Source organism: Sulfurovum sp. TSL6 (genome assembly GCF_019972115.1).
Lineage (GTDB): Bacteria > Campylobacterota > Campylobacteria > Campylobacterales > Sulfurovaceae > Sulfurovum.
In genome coordinates this window covers 429,368-454,494 of record NZ_BPFJ01000003.1, presented here as the reverse complement: position 1 = coordinate 454,494, position 25,127 = coordinate 429,368, and the positions used below count along the sequence as shown (strand labels likewise).

22 protein-coding genes and 2 riboswitches are annotated in these 25,127 nt (G+C 38.5%); of the genes, 3 read left to right on the top strand and 19 right to left on the bottom strand.

Annotated features, from left to right (window positions below):
* Positions 1-535: 535 nt before the first annotated feature.
* The 6 genes from LDM93_RS11245 to mqnE form a co-directional block, all read right to left on the bottom strand.
* Positions 536-2,338 (bottom strand): citrate/2-methylcitrate synthase, encoded by a 1,803-nt coding sequence (locus LDM93_RS11245; RefSeq protein WP_223892499.1) that lies wholly within the window; start codon positions 2,336-2,338, stop codon positions 536-538.
* A 9-nt stretch (positions 2,339-2,347) separates the two neighbouring features.
* Entirely contained in the window at positions 2,348-3,685 is a 1,338-nt protein-coding gene (locus LDM93_RS11240) for an ATP citrate lyase citrate-binding domain-containing protein (protein ID WP_223892498.1), read from the bottom strand.
* 135 nt (positions 3,686-3,820) lie between these two features.
* Positions 3,821-4,903 carry a hypothetical protein gene (locus LDM93_RS11235; RefSeq protein WP_223892497.1) on the bottom strand — a complete coding sequence of 361 codons (1,083 nt, stop codon included), beginning with the start codon at positions 4,901-4,903 and terminating at the stop codon, positions 3,821-3,823.
* A gap of 9 nt (positions 4,904-4,912) precedes the next feature.
* On the bottom strand, positions 4,913-5,482 hold the full coding sequence (locus tag LDM93_RS11230; RefSeq protein ID WP_223892496.1) for an aminodeoxychorismate/anthranilate synthase component II: 570 nt from the start codon (positions 5,480-5,482) through the stop codon (positions 4,913-4,915).
* Positions 5,483-5,935: a phosphoribosyltransferase gene (locus LDM93_RS11225; protein ID WP_223892495.1), complete on the bottom strand. Its 453-nt coding sequence runs from the start codon at positions 5,933-5,935 to the stop codon at positions 5,483-5,485. It abuts the gene before it with no gap.
* 1 nt (position 5,936) lies between these two features.
* Complete coding sequence (mqnE, locus tag LDM93_RS11220; RefSeq protein ID WP_223892494.1) at positions 5,937-6,998, bottom strand: aminofutalosine synthase MqnE; 1,062 nt, start codon at positions 6,996-6,998, stop codon at positions 5,937-5,939.
* A gap of 62 nt (positions 6,999-7,060) precedes the next feature.
* Here mqnE and LDM93_RS11215 point away from each other — a divergent pair, with 62 nt between their 5' ends.
* The 3 genes from LDM93_RS11215 to LDM93_RS11205 are packed head-to-tail and all read left to right on the top strand — an operon-like array spanning position 7,061 to position 11,790.
* Positions 7,061-9,532, top strand: a complete 2,472-nt coding sequence (locus LDM93_RS11215) for an HD domain-containing protein (protein ID WP_223892493.1) — start codon at positions 7,061-7,063, stop codon at positions 9,530-9,532.
* Between the two features lies 1 nt (position 9,533).
* Positions 9,534-11,342 carry a glutamine--fructose-6-phosphate transaminase (isomerizing) gene (gene glmS, locus LDM93_RS11210; RefSeq protein WP_223892492.1) on the top strand — a complete coding sequence of 603 codons (1,809 nt, stop codon included), beginning with the start codon at positions 9,534-9,536 and terminating at the stop codon, positions 11,340-11,342.
* A 7-nt stretch (positions 11,343-11,349) separates the two neighbouring features.
* A complete protein-coding gene (locus LDM93_RS11205) occupies positions 11,350-11,790 on the top strand; it encodes a bacteriohemerythrin (protein ID WP_223892491.1) in 441 nt (146 codons plus the stop codon).
* Positions 11,791-11,792: 2 nt separating this feature from the next.
* Here the strand turns inward: LDM93_RS11205 and LDM93_RS11200 are convergent, their stop codons facing one another.
* The 13 genes from LDM93_RS11200 to LDM93_RS11140 form a co-directional block, all read right to left on the bottom strand.
* A complete protein-coding gene (locus tag LDM93_RS11200) occupies positions 11,793-12,506 on the bottom strand; it encodes a choline/ethanolamine kinase family protein (RefSeq protein WP_223892490.1) in 714 nt (237 codons plus the stop codon).
* The gene (locus LDM93_RS11195; RefSeq protein WP_223892489.1) at positions 12,503-13,144 is read right to left on the bottom strand and encodes an ATP-binding cassette domain-containing protein; all 642 of its coding nucleotides are present in this window, start codon (positions 13,142-13,144) and stop codon (positions 12,503-12,505) included. The genes LDM93_RS11200 and LDM93_RS11195 overlap by 4 nt, the downstream gene beginning before the upstream one ends.
* Positions 13,128-14,759, bottom strand: coding sequence for an ABC transporter permease subunit (locus tag LDM93_RS11190; protein WP_223892488.1), 1,632 nt, complete (start codon positions 14,757-14,759; stop codon positions 13,128-13,130). Before LDM93_RS11190 ends, LDM93_RS11195 begins: the two co-directional genes overlap by 17 nt.
* Positions 14,760-14,761: 2 nt before the next feature.
* A complete protein-coding gene (gene thiB / locus LDM93_RS11185) occupies positions 14,762-15,766 on the bottom strand; it encodes a thiamine ABC transporter substrate binding subunit (RefSeq protein WP_223892487.1) in 1,005 nt (334 codons plus the stop codon).
* A gap of 18 nt (positions 15,767-15,784) precedes the next feature.
* Complete coding sequence (locus tag LDM93_RS11180; RefSeq protein WP_223892486.1) at positions 15,785-17,896, bottom strand: TonB-dependent receptor; 2,112 nt, start codon at positions 17,894-17,896, stop codon at positions 15,785-15,787.
* Between the two features lie 77 nt (positions 17,897-17,973).
* A riboswitch (TPP riboswitch) is annotated at positions 17,974-18,089 on the bottom strand.
* A gap of 60 nt (positions 18,090-18,149) precedes the next feature.
* Positions 18,150-18,959, bottom strand: coding sequence for a thiazole synthase (locus tag LDM93_RS11175; RefSeq protein ID WP_223892485.1), 810 nt, complete (start codon positions 18,957-18,959; stop codon positions 18,150-18,152).
* 1 nt (position 18,960) lies between these two features.
* Positions 18,961-19,164, bottom strand: a complete 204-nt coding sequence (gene thiS / locus LDM93_RS11170; protein ID WP_223892484.1) for a sulfur carrier protein ThiS — start codon at positions 19,162-19,164, stop codon at positions 18,961-18,963.
* The gene (locus tag LDM93_RS11165; RefSeq protein WP_223892483.1) at positions 19,161-20,189 is read right to left on the bottom strand and encodes an FAD-dependent oxidoreductase; all 1,029 of its coding nucleotides are present in this window, start codon (positions 20,187-20,189) and stop codon (positions 19,161-19,163) included. Before LDM93_RS11165 ends, thiS begins: the two co-directional genes overlap by 4 nt.
* Before the next feature lie 4 nt (positions 20,190-20,193).
* Positions 20,194-22,083: a phosphomethylpyrimidine synthase ThiC gene (gene thiC / locus LDM93_RS11160; protein WP_223892482.1), complete on the bottom strand. Its 1,890-nt coding sequence runs from the start codon at positions 22,081-22,083 to the stop codon at positions 20,194-20,196.
* An 82-nt stretch (positions 22,084-22,165) separates the two neighbouring features.
* Positions 22,166-22,287, bottom strand: a riboswitch (TPP riboswitch).
* Between the two features lie 184 nt (positions 22,288-22,471).
* Positions 22,472-23,029 carry a porin family protein gene (locus tag LDM93_RS11155; protein ID WP_223892481.1) on the bottom strand — a complete coding sequence of 186 codons (558 nt, stop codon included), beginning with the start codon at positions 23,027-23,029 and terminating at the stop codon, positions 22,472-22,474.
* Between the two features lie 139 nt (positions 23,030-23,168).
* The gene (locus LDM93_RS11150) at positions 23,169-23,426 is read right to left on the bottom strand and encodes a hypothetical protein (RefSeq protein ID WP_008245221.1); all 258 of its coding nucleotides are present in this window, start codon (positions 23,424-23,426) and stop codon (positions 23,169-23,171) included.
* 75 nt (positions 23,427-23,501) lie between these two features.
* Entirely contained in the window at positions 23,502-24,251 is a 750-nt protein-coding gene (locus LDM93_RS11145) for a metal ABC transporter permease (protein ID WP_223892480.1), read from the bottom strand.
* Positions 24,248-25,126, bottom strand: a complete 879-nt coding sequence (locus LDM93_RS11140) for a metal ABC transporter solute-binding protein, Zn/Mn family (RefSeq protein ID WP_223892479.1) — start codon at positions 25,124-25,126, stop codon at positions 24,248-24,250. Before LDM93_RS11140 ends, LDM93_RS11145 begins: the two co-directional genes overlap by 4 nt.
* Between the last annotated feature and the right edge of the window lies 1 nt (position 25,127).

Genomic DNA, 25,127 nt, shown 5'->3' with positions numbered 1-25,127 from the left:
CTGTGTTTGTGGACGCGTATTATAGCACCGAACTTTATCCTTGTCAAGGGTTTTTCGCGAAAATATGAAAATTTCTTGAAATTCTTTTTTTACTTACATTATATAAGGAAAATTTACTAAATACACGCTTATTATGGCTCAATTTTCTTCCAGTGCCCTACAGCACTTTAGTATGAGAATTCAGAAAAGAAATCAGTATAATTTTAGCCTATATGATTACTTTTATAATAGAAATATATAGGATGCTAAAATGAGAAAAAAATTGAAAAATTGAAATTATTTTTTAGTAAAAAAAGAAAATTTCATGCTTATTTATCTAAATGAGATGATTAAAATAGAAAGGAAAGGAAAGATTCTACATAGATTTTTGTTTTTCGTAGAATGATCTAGAAAATCTAAATGAGATTTTTACTCATATATAAAACATTGAACTTTTTTTGATTTATAAGGATTTGTGTAGAGAGATGTCCTACTAAACAGTAGTTGACTGAACGCAACAAAGCCGTTCAGTCAAAGAGTCTGTGAAGTAAAAAAATTAGATTTTTTCTGCCACTGGAACATCGTAAAGGATGTCATCCATTGGGTGTCTATACATAGGCATAGCAAGTCTCTTCTCATCAAGAATATGACCGATGAACCCGATAGATCTACCTACGATAAAGAATGCATTGAGTGTACCTGAAGCGATAAACTCATTGATCTCTTCTTCAGAGTAACCAAGTGCTCTCCACATATCAACCATAAGGATACCGATAGTACCATCAACGTTAAGAATGAGGTTCTCTTTCTTAGATGTTGTTAGTGCTTCAACTGTTCTTGCATAGTCAAGTAGTGGTGTAGCTGGGAAATGCTCAGCTGCGAAGTCCATAAGTCCTTTAACTCTCAAGTCAGGGTTTTTAAGAGACTTAATTCTGTGTCCGATTCCTGGAATTGGCACACCCTCACCTTTCATATAGTTCAAGAACTCTTTTGGCGTCATGTCGTTGTCATCTGCATGCTTGAAGTACTGTGCTGCACCATCGATCGCACCACCAAATCTTGGTCCAATCGTAAGAAGACCTGTTACAAGTGCTTCAACTACTGATTTACCAGCTCTAGCAGTTACTTTTGCATTGTGTGCACCAGATACAGCTGGACCATGGTCTGCAACTGTTTTCATCACAGTTTCAATGAACTGTGTTGCCCACTCTGGATACTGTTTTTTGAACCATAGAAGTGATACCACATCACCGATACCTTTACCAGTATCTGGAGTTGCCACTGAAGAGATAGGGAATCCAGCGTAAGTTGCTTCATCACCTCTGTCATCAGAGATAGTACAGATGAACTGCTTGCTTCTTCTTACTTTTGGAACCACATTGATCTCCGGCTCAGGAATAGCAGGGATGTTAAGAGATTCAAATACTTCTCTGATCTTTGCAGGAAGGTCATTGAATGTTGCAGGTACATGAATACCTGCTTCAGCCATCGCTTTGTTTTTCGCTTCAGCTGTTTCACGCTCAGCATTTGCAGATGCACCTGCATGACCGAATTGAACACCTGAATCATAGTACTTAGCGATCGTACCGATACACCATGCAATGATCGGTTTAGTGATCTTACCTGATTTAACAGCATCGATCACTTTGTACTCTTCTGTTCCACCTACTTCACCAAGAAGGATCATGTATTTTACATCTGGGTTCTCTTCCATTCTAAGAAGGTTGTCGATAAATACTGAACCAACAAATCTGTCTCCACCGATCGCTACACCTTCTGCAATACCATCAGCATTGATAGCAATGATGTTAGAAAGCTCGTTGAAAAGACCACCTGATCTTGTTACAAGACCACATGAACCTGCTCTGTGAAGTTTAGAGTTAACGATGTTCTCGATCGTACCACCAACGTTAGCAATTTTGAATGCACCAGGAACGATACCACCAACTGTAGCAGGTCCGATAACAACAACACCTGCTTCACGTGCAGCTTGATTCATACCACGTGCAAGTCTCTCAGGGATACCTTCTGCTGTGATCATGATCGTGTTGAATCCACCGATCTCCAATGCTTCCATAGTTACATCATATGCTGTTCTGAATGATGCAAAGTTCAAAAGTACATCAGCTTGAGGCTGAGCAGCTTTTGCTTCTGCAGTACTTTTATAAGTAGGGATCATCACTTCGTCTGCACCATAGAAGAATTTCTCAAATTTTCCAGATGCAGTTGGAGCAACGATTGCTGCTACTGAAGGTTTCTCTCTTTTAATTGTGTAATCATAGTCTAACATTCTTTGGATCGCTGTTTTATTGTTGTTCCAAAAAATAGCCTGTGTATCTCTAGTAAATAATTGTGCCATCTTCTCTCCTTATGCCTCTACTGCCATTCTAACGATATCAGTTACGTGCGTCTCTGGTCCGTATACATCTATCCATAGACCTAGTCTATCTGCTGCTTCTTTAATGTCTTTAAGACCTTTTTCGTAGTTTGGTCCACCACGTCTAACATAGATCTTTACACCAACTTCTTTTAGTTTATCTGCATACTCTTCAAATGCCTGGATAATACCTGTAAATGTTTTAGCAACATCTGTAAAGTTAGCGATCGCTCCACCAATGATAAGGATCTTATCTCTACCCTGTGCATCTTTTTCTCTTGTCATAAGATCAAAAAGTGTTTCTGCATAGAACTTAGTCTCACCTGTTGTTGGTCCACCTGAATACTCACCGTAGTTCGCAAGATCTTCGATTCCTGCAAGGTCAGCAATAGTATCAGCATAAACAACTGAAGCACCACCACCGGCAACCATTGTCCAGATTCTAGCTTCTGGTTTAAGGAGTGTCAACTTAAGTGAAGCACCTGTCTTAGCATCTGCTTCTTCCACAGCCAATACTTCCGGAGATTTCTCTTCCATACCGAATGCAGTTGGATACTCAACATCACCCCATGCATCTACCATCATAAATCCGGCAGTATCATCTAGTTTTGCAACCATGTCAAGAAGCTCGATCTTGTTACCTTGCATTACAAAAGGGTTGATCTCAAGGTATGCGAAGTTTAATTCTCTATATGCTTTGAAGAAACCGATAGCAAATTCAGCAAAGGCTGCTTTATCTTTCTCAGCAACATCAGCAGGAACATTCGCTCTGATTCTTTCAGCGATCTGCTCTTCAGTATCTGTGATCTTAAAAGCAACTTCAGTTACTTTCTCTTCCCAACCCTCTTCAACTTCCATTCCACCTTCGGCAGACATATAAAGCATATCATCATCACCTACACATGTAGCAGAGATATAATACTCTTCTTCTTGTGAGTGTGGAGTAAATGGCTCTACAATAAAGTGTGTCAGCATATCCACTGATGGTTCACCTGTTGGTGTATCACCGTCAAATGAGAAGTACACTGATTGCTCACTGCTTGATTTTTCATCGATCCAGCTGATTGCTTTTGCTAATGAAACATCACCTGGTTTAGCATCTTTGAAAAGTACCAAATCATTTTTACCTCTTTTACCAAAAAGCATATCTGGTTTTGCAACCAATGCTTTTTCGTTTAACCATGTGTTCTCTTTTGCAGCTTCTGCTAGTTCAGATCCATTTTGGACCATTACAGTTTGATATGCATAAGTAAAATCTGGGAAATACTTATCCCAATGTTTTGCTAGAATTGACTTTGCGTCATACTCTCTAATCGCCTTTTGAGCCATCGAGTTCTCCTTTAGTTTAGTTCTTGATAGTCTAGCATTAGATAAATTTAACTTTCGTAAAAGTAATATAAACTATAAGTATAAAAAAAATATTGTGTATTTTAGAAACAGTTTTCAAGGGTGTTGGGTACTTACTTACGAACAGGGTGGTATGTCATAATATCTTAACTGATAACGTTCTCTTCCATGTGCCCCATCGTAACACTCGATGCCCTGAGATTTTAACTTCTCTGCCAGCAGATAGGGTTTGTATATACGATCTGCAAAATGTCGTTTAGGATCTTTCAAGATCAAGTATAGTGCTTTATGTCCTACTATGACAAGAACACTTAATACAAGGAATGCCATCACTATTCTAAAACCTTGTTTATAGCGTTTCTGAAACTGTGGTAAACGTACGCCTATGGCATGATTAAAAACATCCAACATAAGCACGATAGCGATCATCACATAAGGAGCGAAATCAGTGATATATACACGCTGCCTAATGGACAGAAGTAAAGAAAAAGCCAGTGCAGTAAAAGAGATGTACCATACAAGTGTTTTTTCTCCTCTAAGCAAAATTCTATACATTGCGAAGAAAAAATAGAGAAACAGTAAAGGTGAAAAAACCGTTGCATACAATCCAAATATCTCCACGAAGTGCCCGGAAGGGCTTCCCCCTATCTCTATACCTTTAGCCAAATAAATAAAAGCCAATAGAAAACTAAGTGAAAAAATAGCCAATTGTTTCTCTTTGTGCATCACGGCATAAAACAAAACGGCAACAAAGAAAATGATGGAAGCTTCATGAATGAAAAAGAGAGCAAGCATGATCGGAGGGAGTAAAAGATAATGGCCCTTCTCATGAAGTAATACAAAAAGTAACACAAGCGGTAATACAATAATAGCGACATTAACCAAAGTGGTTGCAGTGAGGATACCAGGTAAAAGCATAAAGATCAATGTCGAAAGATAGACATCTTTGGTTTTTTCAAAATGACGTCGGCTGAGTGCATAAAAAAGGCCAATAGTCAGAAATCCGAAAAAGAGAAAAAAAGCCCTTAAGCCTATAAACCCGGCATCAAAACTTTCCCCCCACCTCATCAAAGACCCTACGATGTCATCTGAAGTATAGAGTATCTTGGCCTCATGCGGACTGATAGGCGTGGTTGTTGCAAGGTAAAAAACAGCGATAGCATAAAAAATGAATGCTAAGAAGAAATGCTGTTTTTTCATTCTGGGATCTTAGAGTTTTAAAAAATTATCTAACATTTCATGCCCATATTCACTCATAATGGATTCAGGATGAAACTGCACACCGTAAATAGGTTTATCTTTGATCTGCAATGACATGATCTCATCATCATCTGTACTGTGCGATGTTGCGATGACCGTATCAGGTAACGTCTCTTTTTTAACCGTTAAAGAGTGATACCGTGTAGCCCTGAACTCATGAGGCAGATCTTTAAAAATAGGTGTCTCTGCATCTACCACGATTTGGGACGTTTTTCCGTGCATCATATTTTTTGCTCTTATCACATCTCCGCCAAACGCCTGTGCAATACTCTGATGCCCTAAACAGATACCAAAAATAGGCGTAGTATCTGCAAATTCTTTGATCACATCGAGTGTCACTCCTGCATCATCAGGGGTGGAAGGGCCAGGTGAAAGAATGATCTTATCGGGATGTAATGCTTTAATCTCGTCTATCGTCATTTCATCATTACGTATGACCTTTAAGTCTGCACCAAGTTCTCTACAATACTGTACTACATTGTAAGTAAAGCTGTCATAATTGTCTATCATTAATACCATTTATTTCTTCCTATTTAAATCAACAGACCAAAAAAACTCAATCCATCTATCGGCTTCTTGTACATACCAATTGGGGACTATTTTAGCACTTTTCTTATAAAAAAGCGAAGCTGTTTTAAAGTTCACAGTAGGATACGCTTGATGCAGGACCTTCAGCACTTCTATCATCGTATCACCACTGTCTACGATATCATCCACGATAAGTACGTTTTTAGCCCCTGACAACTCTGGAACATTAAACACTTTAACCTGCTCTAATTTGACGGTATCTTCATACCCAATGGTGTTGATACTGTAGACTTCTCGGATATTGTAATATTCACCAAACAGATGGCCTAAAGAGAGCCCTCCTCTGGCGATCGCGATAATAGTGTCAAACTCCCAGTCGATCTTTTGAGCCAAAGCGTTTGTATCCGCTAAAAAATCTTCATAGGGATAATAGCGTTTTTCCATACTAATAGGCTTTTAATTCATGATAAAGACTGTCGCGCTCTATGGGTTGGAAGCCGGTGTTTTTGATCAAGGCTACAAAATCATTCAGATCCATTCCATGACTGCTCTGTGCACCTGCTGCAGATTGAATGGACTCCTTTTCTATCGTGCCGTCCAGATCATCACAGCCGAACTCTTGAGCGATCAGTGCCAGATTTACCGATGCCGTCACCCAATAGGCTTTCATATGAGGAATATTATCAAGCATAATACGAGAAATGGCATAGGTTTTGAGTATTTCTTGTCCAGAAGGGAAATCTGTCACTTTGAGGAAATTGTTGTCTCTTTGGTAGACCAGCGGTATAAACGCATTAAACCCACCTGTCTTGTCTTGCAGATCACGGAGTCTTATCATATGGTCTATACGGTGTGCACGCGTTTCCACATGTCCAAAAAGCATAGTAGCATTGCTTTCTCTTCCTCTTTCATGCCATTTTTGGTGTATCTCTATCCACTGGTCTGAAGTCACTTTTCCTTTACACAGATATTCACGTACCTCTTCATCAAAGATCTCAGCCCCGCCACCAGGCATAGAATCGACGCCATTTTCGATCATCATATCTAGAACTTCATCGTAACTGTATCCATACTCTCTTGTCAGAAAATCTACTTCTGCTGCTGTCATGGCTTTGACATGAAGGTCAGGAAACGCTTCTTTGATCTTTCTAAATGCACCCATATACCACTCTACACCATCATTAGGATTGTGTGCGGAGACAATGTGCATCTCTTTTGCACCGTTTTGAACCGATTTTTTTACAATATCCAAGATCTGTTCGTGTGTCATGGTGTATTGGTTTGGATTTTTTCTACTTGCAGAATAGGCACAAAATTTACACACATCTGCACACACATTGGTAGGGTTTATGTGGCGGTTTATATTAAAGTAGCTTTTGTTGCCGTATTTCTCTCTACGAATTTCATCGGCGAGCTCACCAAGCGTATAGAGATCTAAGTCATAAAGTGCTTCACCCTCTTTTTGAGTGAGTCTCTCTTTGTTACGTACTTTTTGTATCAAATCCATTCTGAGAACATCCATAGTTATTTTTGGGTATTATACCAATATAACATTATGGGGAGTAATAAATGAATACACTTGAAGCACAAATAGAAGAATTACTCTATAATAAAGCGGCAGATTTCGAGATCGCCAAAGTGCTTAAAAAAGATATAAAACTCTATTTTGATACACTTGAAGAAACTTTTGCCACTTCAGGAGGTAAAGATTTTCTTGTGAAGCATACAAAAAAAATAGACAGTATTTTAAAGATCATCTACAAGGTTGCAACCAGAGATATGTTCGGGGATTATCTTCCGATGAAAAACTCAATTCCTCTGGGGCTAGTCGCACTGGGAAGTTACGGAAGAGAACAACTATGTGTACATTCGGATATAGACCTCATGCTGGTCTATAAGGATATACCTGCTTACAACGTAAAAGAGATCATCGAAAAAATACTCTATATACTTTGGGATACAGGCTTAAAACTAGGACATAGGGTACACACTATTGATGACCTCTATGAAGTATCTAAAACCGATATTACGATCAAAACAGCACTGATCGAATCCCGTATGATCGAAGGCTCCATTTTTATTTGGACAGAAACACAAAATGCCATCTCTCAAATTCGTCATGACAATATAAAAGAATTCATACAACTTAAACTAGAAGAACGAGAATTACAACACCGCAGATTCCCCCTTACCATGGAGCCAAACCTTAAAGATGGATCAGGTGGTTTTCGTGATGCGAACCTTGTTTTCTGGATAGGAAAAATACTTTATAATGTGAATAATATCAAAAATCTTCCTGCTAATGTAGTGGATGAAAAAGAATATCGTACCTTCCGGATCGCATTGGAATTTCTTTTCCGGGTACGTTCCGCTTTACACTTAACTGCTGGCAAAAAAGAAGATCAGTTACGTCTTGAACTTATTCCTGACATTGCTCGTTTACTTGGCTATGAGGAGGGTAAAAGAGGTCAAATGAAATGTGCTAAAAAAGTGACTGAAAGTTTAAAGATCATCAGCCTTTATAGTACGATCTGGCTCAATATTTTAACCCAAGAGTATATTGCCGATAATCCTGAAAAAAACTATCTTTACCCAAAAAAAGGAAAGCAAAATTTCAATGCACTTCTTCAACAGCTCTCTACGCATGCACAAAAGCCTTTTTATGCACATCCAACCTTCATACAAAAGTTAATTACTGCAGAAAAACCGGAACGTCCTGATGAACTGCTCTATAAAACTATCAAAAGTATCTTCCATCAGCCATACAGTCACTCCACTCTCAAGGTACTCTCTTATGCAAGACTCATGGGCTATACGATTCCACCTATGAGAAAAGCGATTAATCTCCCCCAATTTGACGGATACCATCAATTTGCAGTTGATATGCACTCGATACGTTGTGTGTATCATTTGGAAAATATAGAGGATCCATTCATCAAAGCACTTTTTGAAGCACTGAACGATGAAGAAAAAGTCATGCTCAAAATTGTCACTTTCTTGCATGATGCAGGGAAAGGACGAGAAAGAGACCATCACCTTGTCGGTGCATCTCTCTTTAAAGTTTTTGCAGAGAAACTGAATTTAGATCCTCAACATATTGCGATGGGTGAGACACTCATTTTATATCATACATTGATGAGCAAAGTAGCCCAACGTGATGACATTTACAATGAAAACACTGTTTTACATTTTGCCTCACATTTTCAAACTAAGAAACTTTTGGATCTCATCTATATACTAACTTATGCAGATATGAATGGTGTAGGTAAAGACATATATAATTCATTTAATGCAAGACTGATCAGAATACTTTATCAACAATCACTCGAAATTTTGGATAATAAGACTAGGCTGGACGAAGCAGCAAAACGGGTCAAAAAAGAAGAGGCACTCAAACGGAATGCCGCATTCAAAACATTGACTCCAATAGAGCAAAAAAAAGTATTACAGATTCCTTCAGATCTACTCTTTTTACGTTATAGCCTGCAAAAAATAGTTTCCATCTCCAAAAACGCTTTTACAACGGAAGATTATACGTTCAAAATAAGCAATATAAACTACTTGACCATTGAAGTGACTCGCAGAAAACCATTTAATATTTCTTATCTTTTAGGGAAACTTTCAACACTTGAGGTGGTTCATATGGACATATGTAAACTTTTTGATGATCTTAAATATTTTAAAATCGATTTTTCTACCAAAGTAAACCCTGAAGAGGTACTGCATATTAAAGAAATTCTTCGTGATTCATTTGATGAGACAAAAAAGAGTACCCTGACAGTACCTGTTATAGGAAAAGACGAACTGAAGATCGATTGCGAACACTCGAAAACCTATGCAGTGATGTATCTAAACTGTAAAAACCAAAAAGGTTTGCTTGCTTATGTTATCAAACTCTTTGATGAGATGGGTATTGACATCGCTACTGCCAAAATTCATACGCTTAAAAGACGTGTAAGGGACTTGTTTCTTATTGAAAAGAATGGAAAGTTTTGTCATAATGTCGATACAATAATAGATAAACTTACAGGGAATCAATAATATGTGTGGAATTGTCGGATATATAGGACCAAAAGAGAAAAAAGAAATATTGCTTGAAGGCTTACAGGAACTTGAATACAGAGGATATGACTCGGCGGGTATCGCAGTCATTGAAGGGGATAAACTTTCTGAGTATAAAGCCATAGGTAAATTGTCCAATTTACGTGAAAAAACCAAAAAGTATGAAAGCGAAGGTTTTGGTATCTCTATCGGTCATACTAGATGGGCTACCCATGGTAAACCAACGGAACTCAATGCTCATCCACACTTAGGTGCATACTCTTATGTGGTACATAACGGGATCATCGAAAATTATCAAGAGCTTAAAAATGAACTACAAAATGAAGGTGTAAAATTTCTGAGCCAGACAGATACAGAAACGATCGTACATCTTTTTGAAAAATATTATAATACATCGAATGAAGCTTTTACTGCTTTTGAAAAAACGATCAAAAGGCTAGATGGCGCCTACGCGACACTGCTCATCACCAAGGCAGCGCCTGATACTATGTTCTTTGCAAAGAACGGTTCTCCTATGCTTATAGGATTTGATGAAGATGAAATTTATTTTGCTTCTTCGGACACTCCTGTGATCGGTAAAGCAAAAGAGGTATATTATCTTGAAGATGGTGAGTATGGTTATGTCCAAGATGGCAAGGTGCATCTCTTTGACAAAAATGGAAGTACGAGTTTCACCACACAAACACTAAGTGCTGATAAAATACTTGCACAAAAAGACGGATACCGATTTTTCATGGAAAAAGAGATCTATGAACAGAGTCGTGTGATGAGTGAAACGATGATGGGCCGTGTGGTTGATGATGCCATTGCTTTTGATGAACTCGATAAAAACTGCTTTGAAGGGATCTCAGCTATTAAGATCTGTGCCTGCGGTACCAGCTACCATTCTGCCCTGGCGTCTGCCTATCTCTTTGAACGTATCGCAAAGATCAGATGTGATGTAGAGATCGCTTCTGAGTTCAGATATAAAGAACCCTTACTGACAAAAGACACTCTCTTCATCACTATTTCACAAAGTGGTGAGACTGCAGATACACTCGAAGCCCTTAAAATGGCAAAGCGTGCAGGACTGAAGAGTCTGAGTATCTGTAATGTAGATAATTCTTCTATCGTTCGTGAAAGTGATGCTGCCATCTTAACAAGAGCCGGTATAGAAAAAGGGGTTGCAAGTACCAAAGCTTTTGCAACACAGACCATGGTACTGTGGATGCTGGCTCTTTATGTGGGTCAAGAAAAAAGCACGGTTTCAAAAGAGATACTCAAGAGTGAGATCGCTGCAATGCTGCAAACCCCAAAAGCATTGATAGTCACTGATACCTTGCATGCCAAACTAAATAGACTCTCTAAACATTATCTACATGGACATGGATTTTTCTTTATCGGTAGAGATATTTTCTTTCCTCTTGCACTCGAAGGTGCATTAAAACTGAAAGAGATAAGTTACTTACATGCGGAAGGGTATCCTGCCGGTGAGATGAAACATGGGCCTATCGCCCTTGCGGACAGTGAACTTTTTACCATCGCACTGATGCCAAAGACTATGCACTATGATAAGATCAAATCAAACGTAGAGGAGTTGAGTGCCAGAGATGCAACGATCTGTGCCATCTCTCCAGAACCTTTTGAACTCGCGGATGATTTCATACAAACAATATATGATTCTCATCCTATGTTGGAATTTTTTGAAATGATGGTAGTAACACAACTGCTTGCACTTGAAATTTCTGTAAGACTTGGGAATGATGTAGATATGCCTAGAAACCTTGCTAAGTCTGTAACGGTAGAGTAGGAAACCTATGCTTATAGAATATCATGAGATACCACAGGTCGATATGGACTTTATGAATGAAGTCCATAAAGAGGATGTGGATATCATTAACAATATTTTTGAACATATTTTAGCCTATGACGGAAGTGAAGAGAGTGCTGCAGTTATAGATGATCTGTATACTCAATGGATAGAACATACCGTGATCCATTTCCAAAATGAAGAGGTCAAAATGCAAGAGATGCATTTCCCTCCTTACCTTGCACATAAAGGTGAACATGACAGAGCACTCCAAGAGATGCGCGATCTATTTTCCCACTGGCAGCAGCATAGAGATATACAGGCATTAAAGATCTATTTTATAGAAACGTTACCTGCCTGGCTTCAAACACACATTTCAACTATGGATACCGTCACAGCACGTTTTTTTGCTACAGGCCAGTCACCTTGCGGATCAGGCGGCTGCTAATTTTAGCTTTTCTTCTCTAAGGTTTCAAACCATTGAGTGCATAAGGCTTTATAAATGATTTTATACGCCTTGAGTTTTTCATCATTAATTTCATTTTCTCTAGTAAAATAACGTTTTAAAAAATAAGCTTCATCTTCTTTGTTTAGATCAAACTCAACACATACCGATGCCAGATCAAAATACCTGTCGTTGACCGCGGCATCTTCCCAGTCTATCAATTGGATCGTTTCTGAAAAGAGTACATTACGAGGATTGAGGTCATTGTGACACAATACCCATTCAGAGGGGAAATTTTTTAGGGTTTCAAATGCATCCTCTACAGCTTTTGATCTTGTCTCTAGCAATGGTTCTAACAATAGAGGGTCCCTTTCTATTGTTAAAGTATGAACTTTTTTCAAGACTTCTGCAAACCGATGCAGATCGTTTTTTTCTAAACTCTCTTTATGTATACCCTCTACGTATGCTGATATTGCCAATGCATTTTCTTCATCCAAAAGTAAAGGCTCTGCTGCTATACCTTTTTGAAAGGCCATTTGTTGTATTTTAAATTCAAATTTTCTGTCTACATCTGTTCGAATGAACTTTCGTACAATATATCTTTTTTCTTCACTATGGATCACATAATTTTCATTACAATAACCCTGCTTTTCGAGTAAATGATATGAGTCTATCTCTTTGTTTTCAAAAAGTGTGTATTGTTTCAGCTGATCTATCATTGTTCCACAAGCTTTTGATTCTCTAATTTATACACTCTGCTTGCAATACGTTCACCATCTTCTATCTCATGCGTGATCATAATAGTGTGTAAGTTATTTTCATGTGTGATCTTTTTGACCAGATCAAGCATCGCAATCCTTGTATCGGCATCCAATCCTGTAAAGGGTTCATCTAAAAGTAATATAGGCTCACGGCGTATCAGTACACGTGCCAATGCAACACGCTGTTGTTGTCCTCCCGAAAGTGATGAGACAATGGTATGCTCATATTTTTCAAGACCTACTTCTTTGAGTATTTTTTTTACTTTTTCTAACGCTTCTTGAGTACTTTTGAGTGTTTTGCTTATGCCTAAAAGTATATTTTTTTGTACCGATAAATGCTCAAACAGGTTGTGGTTTTGAAATAAGATGCTAATGGGCCTACTTTCAACACTCTCTTCTGTCAATTCATGTTCATCTAACACAATACTGCCGCTTTGTACATGCAGGAATCCTGCCAATAAGTCAAGAAGTGTGGATTTCCCACTCCCGCTTTGACCCAGTATCGCTACTATTTCTTTAGGCTTCACGTACATAGAATACTCATAGATATCATCAGCATTTTTATGCTGGTACTTTAAATCAGTTATGTTTAGCAACGCTACTCCTAAATACTCTTGGTAACAAAATAAATACACATAGTGTGATGGCTAAGAGTATCAAAGCAACTCCCGCAGCATCACTTGTTCGGTAAGACCCCATAAGCTGATATAAATACCAAGGCAAGGTTGAAAAATCATCAGATCCAAACAATGCTATGATACCTAAATCCCCTAGTGAAAAACAAAAAGACAAGGCAAAAACATAGCCAATAGATGACTTTAAGTAAGGGTATTCACAATAAACCCATCTTTGCAATGGATTCAAGTTTAACGAAAAGACAAGCTTATCATATCTTTGTGCAGTCTTTTGCATCACAGGTGCTAAAACAGCCAAGGCAAAAGGCAATGACATGAGTACATTTGCCGTGAGAAGTGCTATAGTCGACCATACAGCCATCGGAGCTTCATAGGTTTGTGACAAAAGAAAAAACCCCAACCCCATGATCAATGATGGAACAGCAAGATACAGGTTCCCTGAAAAGGAAACGATGATATTTAGAATTTTTGAGAAAGTACTATCCGGCAAACGATGTTTCAGGGTAAAGTTTCTTTTTGTATCACTTAAAAAGAGTGCGAAAAGTACGGTCAATATACTTGAAACTGTTGCGAGTCCAATACTCGTAAAAAAAGATTTGATAAAAAGAGGTGCTGAGAGTATCCTTGTAAAATCTGCACCTATTCCATCAACGATGATAGCAAGTAGAGGTAAGATAAAAAACAGGGAAAACAGACTGATAATGGCTACTTGAAATCGTTTGACATGTTTTGACTCAGACCAAGGTATGATCAATGTGTTTGTTTTTACATTGCCTACACCGGTTCTAAAGTTGGATGAAAAAAGTACAAGTAAGGTAGTCACTGCAAGTTGGATCAGTGCTATTTTCAAAGCCATGCCTATGTCAAAATCAAGTTTTACCGCTTCATAGATAGCCACTTCCAAAGTATTATATGCAGGTGAACCACCAAGTACAAGTACGATGGCAAATGAGGTAAAGCACAAAAGAAATATGGTCGATCCGATGCTTAACAGTGTCGTACGCAGCGCCGGCCACTCCACATACATAAACCGTTGAAACGTTGTAAAGTTCAAACTTTTTGCAAGCTTGTACTTCTCTTTAGGGATAGATTCAAAAACATGCAGTAAGGACCTTGAAGCAAAGGAAGCATTCAGATAGACATGTGCTACCAGGATTCCGGTTAATCCATAAAGATAAGAACCAAAGGAGTGATCAAAAAGATATAGGTTCAGTTGGTTGACCCATCCATTACGTCCAAGTACAGAAATAAGTCCAAATACCACAATAAGTGTCGGTAAGACCAAAGAGGAGGAGAAGAGTGCTACCAGTAGAGACCGCCCTTTAAAGTTTGACTGATGTGCCAGACTCCAGGCTAAAACCAAACCTACCAACAGCGATAACAGTGTCGATAAAAAGGCTTGGTACAGTGTAAATTTTAAAAGTGAAAAGACTCTACTGTCAAGTTGTGCTACAGAGGCATCCTCTTGTGAGAAAAAAAGTATGAAGAACAATACAAAGGCAAACCCTAGCAATAAGAGAGAGACTAATCCTCCCGGAAGCAGCGAATATTTCAATCTTTTTGCTTCTTGTAACATCTTTATCTTTCCAATGAGTGAAGCCATTCGCTGATGATCGCTTTTCTATGAGTTTCAACTGTTTTACCATCAAGTAAGATCATTTTGGATGGCTGCGTCAGTGTTTTAAATACTTTCGGTAACCCTTGTTTTGTTTTAACAACAGGATAGGCCCAGTTTGCAGTAGGGATGATCTCTGCAAATGTTTCACTATGCAAAAAATGTAAGAATTTTTTTGCCAGATCTTTATGTTTAGAAGACTTGAGCATAGCTGCAACTTCTATCTGTCCATAATGTCCCTCTTCGAAATGTGCACTTTTAAAGTTCGTTCTGTTCTCTTCTATAATGTGATAGGCTGGAGATGTCGTATAAGATAAGACCATATCTGCTTCTCCTTTTAAAAACAGGCCATAAGCCTCGGACCAGCCTTTAGTGATGGTCAGTATATGAGGAGCAAGTCTTTTCCAATACTCCCCTGCTTTCTCTTTATAAATCTCCTTGACCCATAAAAGCAAACTAAGCCCGGGGGTAGATGATCTAGGATCCTGGATAACGATTTTAAAATCTTCCGGCATAGCAGCAAGTGCTTCAAATGACATTGGAGGATTTTTCACCTTATTTTCATCATAAACAAAAGCCATATAACTGTAATCATACGGTACAAAATACTCATCTGTATAGGGAACAGGCAAATCTAGATTCGAAGTATCCAGATCATGTTTGGCAAACAGTCCGGTTTTGTTGGCAGCTTGTGCAATGTTGGTGTCTAGCCCAAGTAAAATATCTGCCTTGGTGTTTTTACCTTCAAGCTGTATCTTTCTTAACGCACCTATGGAACTGGACATACCTACAAACTTTACATTACAGTTATGTTCTTTTTCAAAAGCTTCTTTTATCTTAGGTCCAGGGCCCCAAGAAGCTGTAAATGAATCGTACGTGTATATGGTAAGGGTGGGCTTAGTATCACTTGCTATTGAAGTGATACTAAAAAGTAGAGTTAAAAGTAAGATTTGGATGAGTTTAAACATCATATATTATAGCACAGATTAAAAATCGTATGCTACTGTAAAACCAACTGTTCTTGGTGCACCAAACTGTGTATAACGAGATTCTTCATACCCTATAGCAGGGTCTTGATACCAATAGAATCCTCTGACATAATAATCTTCATCAGTTATATTTTTCACCCATAATGTAGCTGTCCAATTCTCATGTGTATACTCCAAACTACTATTAAAGAGTGTATATGACTCTGATTCCTCATTATGTGTATTTGAGAAATAAAAACTATCTTTACCTTCTGCATTAGCTTTCAATGTCCAATTTTCAACGAATCTATAGTCAACCCCTATATTATACTGATATTCTGGGGCATGTGCTGGTGCTCTACCCTCCAAAGATGAAGGAACTAAGTCACCTTGATCATCATACTCTGCATACTCATCAAACTTTGATTTCAACAAACCAAGACTACCATAAAAATGTACATTATCATTAGGATAATAATCAAGCTCAGCTTCTAATCCATAATAATGACCTTCTGCTGCATTAGTCAAATAATCAGTGAATTCAAATTGCTCAGCTGAATAAACTTTAACTTGTTGATCCTTTCTTTTTCCATAAAAAAGGTTAAGTCTGCTGATCAACTTATTCTCAAAATAATTAGCATTTAATCCTGCATCAATATTCCACAGTGTTTCAGTTTGATAATCTTTATATTCAGGAGAAGGTACATCACCTGCATTCACACCACCAGGCTTATATCCTTTAGAAAGACTCACGTAATATAGGTGTGTATTGTCATGTTGATATTGTAACCCTATTTTCCCACCAAATAAATTTTCGTCAGTATTGATATTCACATTATCTGAATCGTTATAGCTTACTTCCCATTTTTCGGCTCTAAGACCTGTTGTCAGTGTTAACTTTGATGTTAAAGTACTATCTAATTGACCATAGATTGCTCTATTTTTAGTTTTATATTCATTGGTAAATAGAACGTATACATCTTCTTTTCTACGGTTTCTAGTTAAATCTTCACTGTAGTTTTTAAGATACACTCCCATCGTCCAATCTGTAGAACCATTAAAAATACGACCTTCTTCATCTGATACCAATCTTACATCCATATCTGTTTGCTCACGATCCCTAAGATACTGGTCAAAATAACTATAAGGCTCAAGGCTTGCATTAAACTCCCCAACATAAGACCAATCTTCATCATAACTATATTCAAGATCTGAAGCACTATGACTAACTTTAGATACTAAGTGCATCTTTGGATTGAGTTGATAGGTTGATTTTAAAGAAAATGCATCTGTTTCTTGTGTGTCTTTACCTTGTTCATCTGAATGCGTTGTTCTTGTATTATCAAGACTAAAAGCATCGTAACCGTTATCAACATCAAGATGCATATAATTCAGATCTATCGTATGATTATCAGATGCAAACCAACGTAACTTTGCTTTTGCTGTTAATTCGTCTATGTTATTGGTATCATCTTGACTAATTTCATTACCCTGACTGTCTATATGCCAATTTTTCATAAAACCATCACTGGTATTTTTATAGATTGAAAATCTACCCAGTAGCGTATCTTCAATAAGCGTTCCACCTACAGCTGCACCCAATGATTTAGTATTATAGTTGCCAACTGTTGCTTCGATATGACCTTCAGTCTCTTTTGTTGGTTCGTTGCTTTGAATATTGATAACCCCCGCCATACCGGTTGCTCCAAATGTTGTTCCCTGTGGACCACGTAAAACTTCTATTTGCTTGACATCAAAAAGTGTTACAGCTAAAGCACTCTGACTAAACTCAATCCCATCAATATTGATACCTACAGACGGATTAACAGGAGTTGCAAACTGACTTCTTTCACCAATACCACGAATTTGGATATAGTGTGCTCTTGATGCACCACTTGCAAAGTTTACATTTGGTGTTTTACCTATTACTTCTTCAAAACCAGCTGATGCTTTATCGTAAATTTTTTCTTCACCTATAACAGATACACTATTTGCAGTTTCTGATAGCTTTGCTTCCCTAAAATCAGCACTCACAACAATTGGATCAAGTGTTACCTCTTCTGCAAATGCCGGTGTGTTCAATAATGCATAGGCTGCAATAATCGAACCAGTTAAAATTTTTGTTTTCATTGTATTCCCCTTAAAATATGTATATGAAAAAAGGGAGAAAAAGTAGATAAAAAATGATACATGATGTATCGAAGACGTTTATATACGATTCTCTTCCCTACGCTGGTATTATCCAGTTCAAGTTCAACGGGTCAAGCTTTTTTAGGCTATCTCAGCTTAAATCTTAAAAGATTTAGCACCCCGAGAGATTGATACCCACTTATACAAGAAATAAGCTATCATAATCCTTAAATGCGCGTAGAGAAGTTTTATATTAATTAAACTGATGCCAAAAAGGTGTACCGACAGTAGGTGTAGAAGGTGAAGCGAACTCACGCTCTTTCATTACGCCTGCTTCATACCCCAAACGTCCGGCCTCAACAGCCAATCTAAAAGCATCTGCCATTTTTACAGGATCCTGTGCCAAAGCTATGGCTGAGTTAAGCAGCACACCATCGTACCCTAGCTCCATCGCTTGTGCTGCATGGGAAGGTTTTCCTATACCGGCATCAACAACCAATTGCAGGTCTGGAAACTGCTTACGAATGGCTACAAGGTTGTCCGGATTCATCAATCCCTTCCCTGAACCGATCATAGATCCCCATGGCATAATAATCTTACAGCCCACATCTGCTAAACGCTTTGCAACAACCAGATCATCCGTGGTATAAGGAAACACTTCAAATCCTTCTTTGATAAGGACTTCAGCTGCCTTTACCGTTTCAAAAGGGTCTGGCTGTAAATTGTACTGATCTCCTATCACTTCAAGCTTTACCCAGTTCGTACCAAAAACCTCTCTGGCCATCTGCGCTGTGGTGATAGCTTCTTTGGCAGAGTGTGAACCTGCTGTATTCGGCAATACCTCTATGCCTAAAGATTTGATAATATCCCAAAATGGGTTACCCCCACCTTCACCTGCGGCTTGCCGTCTCAAAGACACTGTAACAATTTGGGCACCTGAAATTCTAATAGCATCTTCCATATTGGCCGGACTTGGATAAAGTGCAGAACCTATAAGCAGTCTACTGCTTAACGTTTTTCCGCCTATCTGCCATGTATCATTGGTCTCTATGTGTTTAGTCATTTTATCCACCTTGTACGGGAGCCAAAATATCTATGGTATCTCCCTCTTTTATAATTGTCTGATCATACTTGGCAATGGGAACAAAAGTAGTATTGACAGCAACAGCAAAACCTTTGACTTTATATTCAAGTGCGTCTATCATCTGACTTACATTTAAATTTTCTTCAAGCTCTTTTACTTCACCGTTCACTGATACTTTTATCATCTGTTTACTCCTCCATTCAACGCTTCTTCTACTACCGCCGGTGCCAATAGATAACCATGTCGGTATAGTCCATTAATACGTGTCATTTTTGTAGTATGTTCAATCTTTGGCAAATTATCTCTAAGTGTAGGACGACAATTTGTAAGCATATTGACAATACGTGCTTCTGCAAATCCTGAGTGCATACTATAGACTGCTGAGAGTAACTCCAGACTTGAACGTACAGACATTGGACTTTTATCTTCACTCTCTATCTCAGTCGCACCGATGACATACCTGTTATTAGGCCGTGGGACGATATAGATTTTATAGCGGGGGTGCAACATACGTGTGGGTCTGGTTATGTTTACCTCAGGAGCATCAAGCCAGAATACCTCCCCACGTACACCACGCAAACCATCCATTTCTTCTTGAGCACCAAGTCCTCGTGCATCAAATACCCAATCAAATGTTTTACTCTCATCACCTACTGTAACAGTACCATCTGAGACATGGGTCACTTTAGACTCTTGGTGCCACGTAACGTCAGAATGTGCAAGCAAATAATCACTTGAAGCTTTCATAAAACGCTGTGCATCTACCTGTCCTTCATGTGGTATATAGAAAGCTTTGGCATGTTGATCCAAATCTGGTTCAAGTTGTGTCAATGCTTGTCTGTCCAGAAGTTTTATTTCTGATGCTTTTTCTACCTTCGATTTTAACGTATCGATAAAATGATCTAACTCATTATAATCTTGAGGATGTGCTGTAATAATACTGCCCTCTTGCTGATACGCATCTGCAATACCAACCTGTTCTAACAGAGCCGGCCAAAGGGAAATAGAGCGATTTCCATGGTCAAAAATGACAGACTCTGCACTCTCTAATTCAGCAAAGACAGCCAACATACCAGCTGCAGTCATTCCTGCAGCTTTATCTCCATAGGCTGTATCTTCATCAAAAAGTGTGACTGTGTGGCCACGTTGCAGTAGATTAAGTGCTAACACCCTACCTACTAAACCAGCACCTGCAATACCTATATTCATGTTTTTACTTTTCTTCTATCTTGTCTGCTTCAACATAGACTTCTGAACCCATCTCTTTAAACTTCATAGACATTTCATCCATCCCTTGTTTCTTGGCACTCTCTACATCTGTACCTAAACTATCTGCATACTCACGTACATCTGCAGAGATTTTCATAGAACAGAACTTTGGTCCACACATTGAACAAAAGTGTGCCACTTTTGCTGCTTCCATAGGAAGTGTCGCATCATGGTAATCACGTGCACGTTCAGGATCAAGACCGATATTAAACTGATCTACCCATCTAAACTCAAATCTTGCCTTACTCATCGCATCATCTCTGGCACGTGCTCCAGGGTGTCCTTTAGCAACATCTGCAGCGTGTGCAGCTATTTTATAGGTAATCAGTCCCTCTTTTACATCTTCTCTATTTGGAAGTCCCAAGTGCTCTTTAGGTGTTACATAACAAAGCATCGCACACCCGTACCAACCGATCATTGCTGCACCGATCCCTGACGTGAAGTGGTCATATCCTGGCGCGATATCTGTAGTTAGGGGCCCAAGTGTATAGAACGGCGCTTCATGACACCACTCAAGCTGTTTATCCATGTTATCTTTGATCATATGCATTGGCACGTGACCAGGACCTTCGATGATCGTTTGAACGTCATGCTTCCAAGCAATTTGTGTTAAACGTCCCAGCTCTTTAAGTTCAGCAAACTGTGCTTCATCATTTGCATCTGCTCCAGAACCTGGGCGTAATCCATCACCAAGAGAGAAAGTTACATCATACGCTTTCATAATTTCACAGATATCTTCAAAGTGTGTATTTAAGAAGTTCTCTTGGTGATGATGTATCATCCATTTTGCCATGATTGCTCCACCACGAGAAACAATACCCGTCACACGCTTCGTTGTCATTGGTACATGGTGCAGTAAAAGCCCGGCATGAATGGTAAAGTAATCTACCCCTTGTTCTGCCTGTTCGATGAGTGTATCACGGAATACTTCCCATGTCAGATCTTCAGCGATACCGTTTACTTTTTCAAGTGCTTGATAGATAGGCACTGTCCCGATAGGCACTGGAGAGTTACGTAGGATCCAGTCACGGGTTGTATGGATGTTTTTACCTGTTGAGAGATCCATGACTGTATCTCCACCCCAACGTGTTGACCATACCATCTTCTCTACCTCTTCAGCAATACTTGATGTTGTTGCCGAGTTACCGATGTTTGCATTTACTTTTACAAGGAAATTACGGCCGATGATCATAGGTTCAACTTCCGGGTGATTGATATTACAAGGAATAACCGCACGACCGGCTGCTACTTCTTGACGTACAAACTCAGGTGTGATCACCTCTGGGAGGTTTGCACCAAAATTTTCACCTTTAAGTCTGGTTTCTCTCTCTTCATCTTGAAGGTACATTTCATTCATCGCTCTATCTTGGTTTTCACGAATTGCAATGAACTCCATCTCTGGTGTAATGATTCCTTGTCTTGCATACCAAAGCTGAGAAACGTTTTTGCCTTTTTTCGCACGAAGCGGTGTACGTACAAGCCCTTTTGCTCCTGCTGTTACAAATTCAAGTTGTTCATCAGTGTTGTAACCATTGTCTTCAGGCGCCATGATGCGTCCTTCATACTCTTCTACATCACCACGCCCGACGATCCACTCTTTACGGATAGCAGGGATCCCTTCACCGACATCAATATCTACACTTGGGTCTGTGTATGGACCAGATGTATCGTAGACTCTGAGTTTTGATTCATCACCTAAAGTGATCTCACGTACCGGTACTCTTATATCTTTATGTATTTCACCCTGTAAATATACTTTCTGTGAAGCCGGAAACGGATCACGAGTAAGCAACTCATTTGAAGTGGTTAATGTATCTTTGTATGGTTTTGTCATTGTATTCCCTTTTAATTATCTATTAAATTTATGGGAAGAGGAGTAAAAAAGCAGATAAATTCTAAGTTTTAAAATTTATATAATTAGTCACAATTCTCTTCCTTACGCTGGTCCTAACCAGTTCAAGTTCAGCGGGACAAGCACTTTTAATGCTATCTCAGCCCATACCCTTGTTAAAAGGTATTAGCGCCCCGAGAGGTTGATAACGAACTATAGTGTAAAAAGGCTAAAAATAGACTTAAGTTTAAAACAATAAAAGAGGGATAAAAAATTTATGAATTTATGAAGGGAAAAAATTCTCTAGTTATTATAGAAAATATAAAATTATTTTTAAAAAAAGTCTGTGGCCGCCAGAGAAAATCTGAACAGCCACCACAGATATATCTACTTAAAAAGTATACGTTACACCTACGTTGATAGCATCGACTGTAACATCTTCTTTAACAGCAACATTATCAAATCCTGTATCATCATACAGTTTTGTATAGTCTGCAAATACGCCGATATTTTCAGTCACTGCATAGTTTGCACCTAGACCCCATTGGAAACCACTTTCTGAAAATGAAGGACCCTTGTCAAATGTAGTTTCTCCGTATCCAAGCAGTGCGTATACTTTAGCATCACCGATTGGGTACATTGGCTTCGCATAGATAGCAGCATTCTCAAGACAGTCAGTTAAACCGGCATATCTAGCCTCTACACCGATATATTGGTTGAAGTTGTAACCTGCCAGTAAAAGTGTTGCATCACCATCGTGCTCACCAAAGTTCCCTGAAGCATCTAAATTTATATATGTATAACCTGCACCTACATAAAAAGATCCAGTTGATTCATCGACTTCTGGTATAGTGACCTGCGGTTCTACCGGAGTAGTGAAATCCCCACCTGCAAATGTAAATGTATTCATTGCCAATAGTGCAACGATTGATAGTGAAACTTTTTTCATTTTTTTTCCTTGTATTTTAAATTTTTAAAAAGCGGTGATATTATATCAATTAATATTAAAATGTCAATAGAGAAATCAAGTTTTGATCATTTTATAACTACAAACTCGCTCCGTTCCTTTTGAAAAAGGTTATACTCGCCTATTCTTCCGTCTTCATATCGACTAGTTCAGCAAGGAGTTCTTCTATCTCTTCTTCTTCAAGCTCATTACGTCCAAGTTCTTCGATGATCGCAAAACATTCTGTTCGCATCTCTCGCATCTCTTCGAGGTCTTCTTTTTGTTCTTTTGAAGCAGATTTTGCTTTGTCTATGGCTGCAAAAAGTTCGTCAATCGCTACTTCCAAATCTGGAATGATCTCAAGTTCTAATAGGTTTTTGAGTTTTTCTGCTGGTGTCATTGTGTTGTCCATATGTTTATTTTTATGTATTGTAGCGAAATAAATATGCAATCACTCAAAAAATGATCAGAGAGATCATTTTTTCTGCTCGCTTTTGGATGCCATCATGACGATAATAACAGTGAGAAGTGCACCCATAAAGACAATACTGTAACCTGTCGGTAAATCATAAAAATAAGATATGATAATGGCACCGATACTAAAGAACCATCCAAAAATAAAACTGCTGAACAATGGTCTTTGCACATTTAAAGAAAGAGAAACAAAGGGTGGTGCAATAAGAAGTACAAACACCACAAAAACACCTGCAAGTGAAACGGAAGAAGTGACTGTGATCGCAAGAAGCGAGAAGAAAAAGAGTTCCCTAAAAAACCCGCTTAGTTTCGGGTAGACAAAGTAGAGTGCCATGGCAATGAAAGTATAGATAATAATACTTTGCAAAACATCATTAAGGGGTGTGAAAAGTATATCGCTTGCAAGAAGTGATTTGAAATGCTCCATACCTTCAGAGGAGTGTGAAAGGACCATCATGATTCCACTGGCACCCAAAATATAAAGGATCCCTATAAATGCTTCCAAATGAAGTTTTCTAGTCGAAGTAAAAGCGATCAAAAAAGCGCACAACAAAGCAAAACTCAGGGTCAAAAGATAAAAGTACTCTTCATGGAAATACCCCAGGCTGATCGATGAACCAAGCGCTGCAAACTGAGCAATAGCAAGGTCTGTAAAGATAATCCCCCGCTTTAAAATTTCCATACCAAAGTAGGCATGAAGCATCACAAGCACAACAACCAAAAGAATGGGAATGAGCAAAATATCTATCATTTTATCGCACCTGTAAGATAGTCAAAAAGAGCACTCAGGTTATCAATATTTTCAAGTGCTTCTATATCATGTGGCATAAGAATGACCTTGATACCAGTTTTGTCGCTTATAAAATCAGCTGTTTTTGTCGAGTGATAAACATCATGTAAAATACAGCACGGCTGCTCTTTTTTGATAAGCTTAATGATCTCAATCGTATGTTTTGAAGAGGGTGGGATCCCCGGAAGCGGTTCAATCGTTCCTATATTCACAAGACCATACTCTTTATTAAAATACGCAAGATTATCATGAAACTGAATGACTTTCAAGCCCTTTTTGTCCTTCATTTTCTTCTTCCAAAGAGCCATTTTCTGATGCCAAACTTTAGAAAAATCATGATAGTTTTTTTTATACGTATCTCTGTTTTTTGTATCTATTCTGCTAAGAAACTCTTCTATGGTTTTTGCCAAGATCAAGATATTTTTCGGACTGATATGAAAATGCGGATTCCCGTCAGGATGAATATCCCCATGTTTCCTGTCAACACTTTTTGGCTTGTTGATAAGCTTGATATGGTGCGAAAGGTTTAAAAACGTTTTCGTATTGGGCATCGTTTTTGGATTACCGGCACGATTAATGATAGGAGGGAGCCAGCCTATCTCAAGCTGTCCGCCATTCATGATCACTGCGTCTGCATTTCTCATCTTGCTAATAAGTGAAGGACGAGGGATGATAAAGTGAGGGTCCCACTTGCCTTTTGCTAAAACTGTTACCTTGACATCTTCTCCACCTATCGTTTTTGTCAATGCACCAATATAGGGATAACTCACCGCTATAGTGAGTTTAGCGAACAAAGACAGAGGTAGAAGTGTTAGTAAAACAAGTATCTTTTTCATA